9 protein-coding genes and 1 pseudogene are annotated in these 8313 nt (G+C 63.2%); 8 read left to right on the top strand and 2 right to left on the bottom strand.

The genetic code is table 11. From position 1 onward, the window contains the following. Positions 1 to 72 precede the first annotated feature (72 nt). Complete coding sequence (locus AE618_RS00410) at positions 73 to 1092, top strand: radical SAM protein (RefSeq protein ID WP_248310697.1); 1020 nt, start codon at positions 73 to 75, stop codon at positions 1090 to 1092. Between the two features lie 5 nt (positions 1093 to 1097). On the opposite strand, the gene AE618_RS00415 is transcribed toward AE618_RS00410, so the two are convergent. Then, positions 1098 to 1892: a nucleoside phosphorylase gene (locus AE618_RS00415; protein WP_054207088.1), complete on the bottom strand. Its 795-nt coding sequence runs from the start codon at positions 1890 to 1892 to the stop codon at positions 1098 to 1100. Positions 1893 to 1950: 58 nt separating this feature from the next. Continuing rightward, positions 1951 to 2415: a class I SAM-dependent methyltransferase gene (locus AE618_RS00420; protein ID WP_054207089.1), complete on the bottom strand. Its 465-nt coding sequence runs from the start codon at positions 2413 to 2415 to the stop codon at positions 1951 to 1953. 381 nt (positions 2416 to 2796) lie between these two features. On the opposite strand from AE618_RS00420, the gene phnC reads away from it, so the two are divergent. From phnC to AE618_RS00455, 7 genes and pseudogenes are all read left to right on the top strand, one after another. Next, positions 2797 to 3555, top strand: a complete 759-nt coding sequence (gene phnC / locus AE618_RS00425) for a phosphonate ABC transporter ATP-binding protein (protein WP_054207090.1) — start codon at positions 2797 to 2799, stop codon at positions 3553 to 3555. 30 nt (positions 3556 to 3585) lie between these two features. Continuing rightward, the gene (gene phnD, locus AE618_RS00430; RefSeq protein ID WP_054207091.1) at positions 3586 to 4455 is read left to right on the top strand and encodes a phosphate/phosphite/phosphonate ABC transporter substrate-binding protein; all 870 of its coding nucleotides are present in this window, start codon (positions 3586 to 3588) and stop codon (positions 4453 to 4455) included. A 5-nt stretch (positions 4456 to 4460) separates the two neighbouring features. Further along, positions 4461 to 5264 carry a phosphonate ABC transporter, permease protein PhnE gene (gene phnE, locus AE618_RS00435; RefSeq protein WP_054207092.1) on the top strand — a complete coding sequence of 268 codons (804 nt, stop codon included), beginning with the start codon at positions 4461 to 4463 and terminating at the stop codon, positions 5262 to 5264. Further along, entirely contained in the window at positions 5261 to 6265 is a 1005-nt protein-coding gene (locus AE618_RS00440) for an NAD(P)-dependent oxidoreductase (RefSeq protein ID WP_082364884.1), read from the top strand. Before phnE ends, AE618_RS00440 begins: the two co-directional genes overlap by 4 nt. Before the next feature lie 26 nt (positions 6266 to 6291). Then, positions 6292 to 7170, top strand: a complete 879-nt coding sequence (locus AE618_RS00445; protein ID WP_082364885.1) for a LysR family transcriptional regulator — start codon at positions 6292 to 6294, stop codon at positions 7168 to 7170. A gap of 101 nt (positions 7171 to 7271) precedes the next feature. Further along, a pseudogene (locus AE618_RS29120) lies at positions 7272 to 7526 on the top strand (histidine kinase); the annotation flags it as partial. Positions 7527 to 7645: 119 nt separating this feature from the next. Continuing rightward, the gene (locus AE618_RS00455; protein ID WP_156330028.1) at positions 7646 to 8275 is read left to right on the top strand and encodes a recombinase family protein; all 630 of its coding nucleotides are present in this window, start codon (positions 7646 to 7648) and stop codon (positions 8273 to 8275) included. Positions 8276 to 8313 lie beyond the last annotated feature (38 nt).

Genomic DNA, 8313 nt, shown 5'->3' on the forward strand with positions numbered 1-8313 from the left:
TACGATCCGTCAACGCTAACACGGGATTGGACCAGAATGTTCGGTGAGGTTTCACGATCGGGCGAGGCTGCAATGCCTGCACCGCCAAGCTTCGCGCTCGGTCTCGGGCTGACCAACGAGTGCAATCTCGCCTGCTCGTTCTGCTACCGCGATCCCACCCGCGTCGACCGGCTCTCGCTCGACCATGTCCGCTCGGCCCTGGGCAGCCTGTCGGTGCGCTCGGTCAATCTCGGCACCGGCGAGAACGGCATGCATCCGGAATTCGCGCCCATGCTGGCCTATCTGAGGGATCAGCCGATCAAGCTGACGATCACCTCGAACGGCTATTCGATCGCTGTGCTGGACGACGAACAGCTCTTGGCCTTCAAGGATGTCGAATTCTCGCTCGACTACCCGACGCAGGCCGAGCAGGACGCCCAGCGCGGCGAGGGCAACTGGGCCCTGCTCCATGAACAGGCGGCGCGCTGCCGAAGGCTTGGCGTGCCCGTCACCTTCATCGCGGTGATGATGAAGGCGAATTTCGACAGGCTCGCCGAGATCGCCGAGATCGCGCGGGCCTATGACGCGCCGCTTCGCCTCAACGTCTACCAATCGGTGCGCTCCGACATCTACGCCATGAGCTATGAGGAGTACTGGCAGGGTTTCGAGACGCTGTTTGCCCGCACCGACGTCATCGCCATCGGCGAGCCGCTGGTGCGCGCCATGGCGGGCATGCCGCCGCGTTTGGGCGGCTGCGGGGTGGCGACCGTGCGGGTGACCCCGCGCGCCACCGTACAGCCCTGCGTTTATTGGCCGGGACAGGGCGCGCCGCTCGACGTTCTGCTCGATCTCGGTTCGGAGATCACCGGTACGGCCCCGTTCGCCGCAGCCCGTTCGGTGCCGGAGGCGTGCGGCGATTGCAGCCATCTCGACACCTGCGGCGGCGGCTGCGCCGGCCGGCGTCGCCTGCACAAGGCGCTCGACCAGCCTGACCCTTATTGCCCGGTGATCCGCGGCGATGCACGCGTCATGAAACTTCGGATGGCAGCTACGCGCGAACTGCCCAAACTCGAGAGCGCCTGCACCACGATCGTGATGGGGCGGGCGGCATAGCCGCGTCAGCGCAGCCGCCGCGCGGATGCAACGATTACGGCCAGGGCATCGACAGTGCCGTCGGCCTCGCCCTTCTCAAAATCGCCTTCCCGGCCCATCTGGTTGGTGACATGGGCGAAGCAGACGACGCGCTTGCCGCGAGCCTGCGCGAAGGCATAGAGCGCGGCTGCCTCCATCTCGACCGCAAGCAGGCCCTGCGCGGTCATGGCGGCGATGGCGCGTTCTGTTTCTCTGAAGGGTGCGTCGGTCGTCCAGGTCGCGCCGCGCAGCACCGGCTCGCGCAAGCCCTCGAAGGCGCCTTCGAGGGCGGCAATGATGTCCGCGTCGAGCTGGCTGAATTCCGTTGGCGGCAGATAGTGGTAGCTCGTGCCCTCGTCGCGTAGCGCCCGTTCGATCAGAATGAAATAAGGCGGCGGCTGCAGGGCGCGCAACTGCCCGGCCGAGGTCATGCTGATCAGGAGTTGGCAGCCTGAGGCGAAAAGCTGCTCCGCGACCAGCACGGCGTAAGAAGCGCCGACGACGCAGCCGACGATCCCGAATTCGAGATCGCCTTCGACAAAGCGGTCCAGTTCGCTGTGGTAGCAGGCCCAGTCGGGATCGGCCGTGGCGCGGCCGTCCTTCCTCAACCGGCGCACGAGATCGCCATCGGGATCGAGCACGCAGATCGCTGGCACGTCGCGCAAGGCGAGGCCCTTCTGGCGGCGCGCTTCGCGCAGTAGGTTGCCGGGCTGGAAGGCGGATGCTTCAGAATGGTGCTTATTGGCCAGTATGGGCACTGGCCCTTCGCGGTGGTTTGTCATGGTGTCGTGGGCTCGTTCGACAAGCCTTGCGCCATTCTGGTCATGACCGCACCGCCCCTCACGTCGCTGACTTCCGAAACAGGCACCAGATGAAATCCTGACGCTTCCCGGCGGGCGTCAGATGCGTCTGCGGCTGTTGGTTGACGAGTGCATAGGCCGCCCCGAGCTCTGCCTGGAGCATAGCCGCCGAATAGCGCCTCACGGGAAGTCCGCTGCATCGCTCCGGGCCGGTCAGGGAGAAGGGCGCGAGGATGACGAAGCCCCCAGGCCTGAGGCTGCGATCGAGGGCGCGGACGTAGGCGGCGCGGTCGGCTGCCTCGACGAGGAAATGAAACACCGCCCGGTCGTGCCAGAGTGCAAAGGCGTCCTGCGGGGGATGCCAGGCGGTCACGTCCTGGGCGATCCATGTCACGCGGCCGGCGTGGTCTTCCAACCGTTTCTGCGCGACAATGACGCCGACTTGGGAGATGTCGAGCACGGTCAGAGCCGAGTGGTCGGCATCTAGAAACTTGTCGATCAGCACCGAGGCGCCGCCACCGATGTCGATGATGGGGGCATTGGCGCTGATCCCGGAACGCGCGATCAGGTCGAGCGAGAGCCTGGGTCGTCCTGGAACCAGCTAACCTCGTCCGCCTGCCGGGTACTGTAAACATTTTCCCAATACTGCTGGGCGGGCTCGACATGGCTGGCTCTCCGATGCTGCGCGAGCCCTTGGGTCGGCGGCCGTTTGGCGGCAGCAACGACCGTCATGACCAGGCGGTGATCTCCCTGCCACCGCACGAAACACGGCTAGCATAACGTCCTCGTGTCACGCAGGCGTCATGCGTGCGCATTAGCAATTATACGAACGTTGATGATTTTCGTTCGGATTGTACGAACGGATTTCCGTTAAAGGAGAGTTTCGATGATATCGGTTGTCGATGTGTCGGTCACCTACCCGAACGGTGTCGAGGCGCTGAAGACGACCAACGCGACTTTCGCGCGCGGGCAGTTCATCGTGCTGCTCGGCAAGTCAGGTGCCGGGAAATCGACCCTCCTGCGCAGCCTGAACGGACTTGTCCGGCCGACGCGGGGTGATGTCCATAGCGAGGGGCACGGATCGATCTTCGCTAGCAGGGCGACTTTGCGGGCGCATCGGCGCCGAACGGGCATGATCTTCCAGCAGCACCACTTGATCGGGCGTCTGACGGCGCTTGAGAACGTTCTGACCGGTCGCCTGGCTTCACACGGATTTCTCAGGTCGCTCGCACCGCTGCCCCGTGCTGATCGAGTCATGGCGCTTGAGGCTCTCGACCGGGTCGGTCTCGCCGACCGCGCGCTGGATCGCGCCGATCAACTCTCGGGCGGGCAGCAGCAACGGGTCGGGATAGCGCGTGCGATGGCGCAGAAGCCCGAGATCGTGCTCGCCGACGAGCCGGTCGCAAGCCTTGATCCGGCGACCGCCGTCAAGGTGCTGGAGGACCTGCACCGGATCTGCCGGGAAGACGGCATCACCGCGATCGTCAGCCTCCATCAAGTCGAACTGGCGCGCCAGTTCGGCGACCGGATCTTTGGCCTGGCGAAGGGAGAGATCGTGTTCGAGGACGGTCCCGAGTCAGTCGGGGGTATCGCTCTCGATCACATTTACCAGACGCGCACGGCCGAACTTGTCGCCGCCGAATAATCTACCCATACAATCGATGAGGACATCGTCATGAAGCGCAGAACGTTCATCGCCTCAGCCGCTACGGCGAGCCTCTTTGCCCTGGTCGGCCCTGCCGTCGCCGACAAGGCCAACCCGGACAAACTGCGCATTGCGCTTTTGCCAGATGAGAACGCGTCAACGATCATCCAAAATGCGCAGCCGCTCAAACTCTTTCTGGAGAAGACGCTTGGCAAGCCAGTCGAAATCATCGTGACGACTGACTATTCGTCAATGATAGAGGCGATGCGGTTCGGTCGGATCGAGGTCGGATATTTTGGTCCGTTCTCCTACGTCCTGGCGAAGTCGAAGGCGCCGGAAATCGAGCCGTTCGCTGTCGGCGTCGAGAAGGGCAAGCCCAACTACAATTCCATTATGATCGCCAACGTCGATGGTCCGGTGAAGGTACTGGCCGACGTGAAGGGCAAGCCTTTCGCATTTGGCGATCAGGCTTCGACGTCGAGCCATCTCGCGCCGCGCGCGCATCTGGCCAAAAACGGCCTGATAGGGGAAAAGGATTACAAGGTCGTCCATCTTGGCAAGCACGATGCGGTGGCGCGGGCAGTCGCGGCCGGACAGATTCCCGCCGGCGCCCTGTCGGAGCCGATCTACCGGGTTCTGGTCGAGACCAATAAGGTCGATGCGAGCAAGCTGAAGCAGATCGCCTTGTCCGATCCGATTCCGAACTACCCGATGACGGTTCAGGGCTACCTCAAGCCCGAACTCAAGGACGCGATCAAGAAGGCGTTCCTCGAACTCAAGGATCCCGAGATCCTCAAGCTGTTCCGGGTCGAGCGGCTCGCGCCAGCCACCGACAAGGACTACGACGTCTTGCGCGACATGGCGAAGATCCTCAGTCTCGATATCGCCAAGCTCGGGTGATTGGCATGAGCGCATCCGGGTCCTTCGATACAATTCTTGCCGAAGAGCGCCGCGCCGCTTTGCGTGGGGCGGGGCTTCTGGCCACGGTCATCGCCGTCTGCCTCGTCGCTTTAGCCGTAACCGGGTTTTTCGACTTGCAGCGCTTCATCGAAAGCGGCCCGGCGATCAGCCAGCTTGCCGACGAAATGATCCCACCCGATTTCGGACGCTGGCAGTCCTGGCTGCGGCCGCTATTTGACACTCTTGCGATGTCGATCGCGGGCACGGCGCTTGCGGTCGTCTTCTCTCTGCCGCTGGCGCTGTTGGCCGCCCCGAACACTAGCCCGCACCCAGTCATCTGCTTTGCTGTCCGAACCCTGCTGGCGTTCCTCCGTTCCGTGCCGGAGATCATCCTTGGCGTGCTGTTTGTGGCGGCTGTCGGCTTTGGCGCATTGCCCGGCGTGTTGGCCTTGGCGCTGCATTCGGTCGGGATGGTCGGCAAGTTCTATGCCGAGGCGATCGAGCATGTCGATCCCAGGCCTCTGGAAGCCGCGCGGGCGGCCGGCGCGAGCTCGCTGCAGGTTATCGCGCATGCGGTCCTGCCGCAGGTCCTGCCGCAGCTCACAGACGTGACGATCTATCGCTGGGAGTATCATTTCCGCGCCTCGGCCGTTCTTGGCATCGTCGGAGCCGGCGGGATAGGGTTCGAGTTGATCGCGGCCTTGCGCCTGCTGAACTATGATCAAGTATCGGCGATTCTGCTCTCGATACTCGCCTGCGTCGTTGCCGTCGACAGCATCGGCGCATCTCTCCGAAAGTCTCTAAAATGACAAGCGCGCCATTGGCGGCCTTGCCTTTGGTTGTCCTAACCAGCCGATCCTTCGACGAAACCCGCGCGACGTTCGATGGTGCAGCGCGTGTTCTGTCCAACGAGGCGGTCGAGCCTTGGCCACGCGATTCGCTCATTGAGCGCTGCCAAGGCGCGTCCGCCGTTATGGCGTTCATGACCGATCGCATCGACGGCGAGTTTCTTGATCGATGCAGGGATGTGAAGATCATCGGCGCAGCCTTGAAGGGCTATGATAACATCGACGTCGAGGCGGCGACCGAGCGCGGCGTCTGGGTCACCATCGTCCCCGACCTGTTGACTGTGCCGACGGCAGAACTGGCGGTCGGGCTTACGATCGCGCTTGGACGCCATATCCGGATCGGCGACGAGAGGATCCGGCAGGGCGGCTTCGCCGGATGGCGCCCGCAGCTCTATGGCACCGGGCTGTCGGGCTCGACCGTTGGAATCGTTGGGTTTGGCCAAGTGGGACACGCCATCGCACGATGCCTGTCGGGCTTCAATTGTCGGCTGATCGCTTGCGACGCGCAGGAGCGCGAGGAGTCCGAGCTCATCGAGATGATGGCGTTTCCAGCTCTGCTGGCGCAGGCCGACATCGTGATCCTGGGACTCCCGCTGACTCCGAGCACTCTCTTTCTGATGGACGCCGCCGCCATCGCCCAGATGAAGGCGGGCGCTCTTCTGGTCAATCCCGCCCGTGGGTCACTCGTCGACGAGCAAGCTGTCGCCGATGCCCTCGATAACGGTCGGCTGGGCGGCTACGCTGCCGACGTCTTCGAATGCGAGGATTGGGCCAGGCCCGATCGACCTCTCGCGATCCATCCTCAATTGATCGAGCAACGGGCCAGAACTGTCCTTACCCCGCATCTCGGCTCGGCGGTGACCCTGGCGCGGCGGCAGATCGAGCTATCGGCCGCGTACAGCATCCTTCAAGCTCTGGCCGGGGCCACGCCTGACGGTGCGGTCAACCAACCTCATGTCTGATCCGCTCTTTGGACGATGTCTGATCGATGCTGAATCTTATCCATGCGCGAACCTTTCTAGCAATCGTCGAGACGCGTGGGGTGAGATCGGCTGCGCGTATGCTCGAACTCGCGCCGTCGACGATCATCGATCACATCCGCCAGTTGGAAGAGGAACTGGCCGTTCCCCTGCTCGATCGCCAGACCCGAGAGGCCAGACCAACGGCGGAAGGGGAGCGTTTCCTGCCCATCGCACGTGCGCTCGTCAAGACAGCCGAGCGCGCACCTTCCCTGTTGAGCGATCGTCGTTTGCGCATTGTCTCCTCGAGCAATGTCGGCATCTACATGCTGCAGCCATCGATCGCGGATTTTCAGACCACGGCCGGCATCACGGTCGAAACCTGGATTGGCCCCAATCCCGATGCGATCGACCGCATGGGGCGCGGCGAAGCCGATCTTGCCGTGCTCGAATGGTGGGACGAGCGAAATGGCTTCTCGGCCCGGACATGGGCATGCGAACCGCTCGTGATCATCGTTGCACCCGGTCATCGCTGGGGCGGGCTTGACGCGCTCACGGTCGAGGAGTTGATCACAGAGCCATTGCTGGGTGGTGAGCCTGGGACAGGGACTGGCCGGTTGCTGCGTCAGCAGCTTGGACCGCTGGCGGATCGATTGATGACGATCGGCGGTTTGGGGAGCACGGAGGCTGTCAAGCGCGCTGTGCGCGCCGGTCGCGGGGCCTCCGTCGTGATGAGGTCGGCCGTTTATGACGAGATTGCGGCTCATCAACTGGTAGCGCTGTCCTTGCGCGGGATCGCGCTGTCCAAGGAGATCAAGATGGTTGTCCCCGAGGCTCTGCCATCCACGGCTCCCGCCATGAGCTTTTTTGCGAATACCGGCCCGGAGCGATCATACCCGGTAGCGTGAGGGCGATCACTCGCCCTCACCGGCACGAGGCAAGGCTCAGCTCATGCGCTTGATCTCGGCGTAGGCGCCCTTGGTCCGCATTTCCAGGCCAGCGCCGTGGCCAGATCAAGGTCGACTATCGATCGAGCGGGTCGAACTGGACGCTCTCGGTGAGCGACGATGGGGTCGGTATGCCGCCTGAATCCGAAAACGCGAAGGCGGGATTGGGGACAAGTATTGTGACAGCCGTTGCCGCTCAGCTCGACGCTATGATTATCGTCAGAAGCGCTGAGCCCGGAACGATCGTCCTCATTGACCATGTGGCGCCAAATGAGCTGGCTTTCTCGGCGTCAGAGCCAGCGCTGGTGCCGGTGTAGATCAGCCGACCTCGATGTATGGTTGTGCATAAATCAAGAATTATGCACAGCATGCTCGACACAGCGATTCCAGCGGGTTAGGCTGTGCATATTATATGTGCGCAATGTGAGCCCGTTTTATGCCCCTCACCTATGGCTATGCGCGGGTCTCGACAGACGGCCAGACGCTCGACGCCCAAGTCGCGCAGCTCGAGGCGGCCGGCGCATCGAAACTTTTCAAGGAAAAGGTGTCGGGAGCAAAGCGCGATCGCGCCCAGCTCGACAAGATGCTCGGCACGCTGAATGCCGGCGACGTCGTGATCGTGACGCGCCTCGACCGCCTGGCGCGATCGACGCGCGATCTTCTCAACATCCTTGGCGCCGTCGCCGACAAGGGCGCAGCCTTCCGATCGCTCGGAGACGGATGGGCAGACACGACGACCGCTCATGGTCGACTGATGCTGACGGTGCTCGCCGGCTTGGCGGAATTCGAGCGAGAGCTGATCCGCTCGCGCACCGGCGAAGGACGCGCCCGCGCCAAGGCTCGTGGCGTGAAGCTCGGCCGGAGGTTCAAGCTCACGTCGCACCAGCGCGAAGAGGCCATGCGGCGTCGCGACGCCGGGGAGGAATCGATGACCGAGATCGCCAGGAGCTACAATGTCTCGCACTCAACGATTTCACGATTGCGGATTCCGATTCAATCCGGCCGGGTATTCCGATTTGAAGCCGGCCACCGTTCCGATTTGATGTCGGCCACCATTCCGATTTGAAGCCGGCCGGGGTTCCGATCAATCTCCGGCCGGGTTTC

The sequence above is a fragment of the Allobosea vaviloviae genome, assembly GCF_001298265.1.
In the GTDB taxonomy this organism is placed as follows: domain Bacteria; phylum Pseudomonadota; class Alphaproteobacteria; order Rhizobiales; family Beijerinckiaceae; genus Allobosea; species Allobosea vaviloviae_B.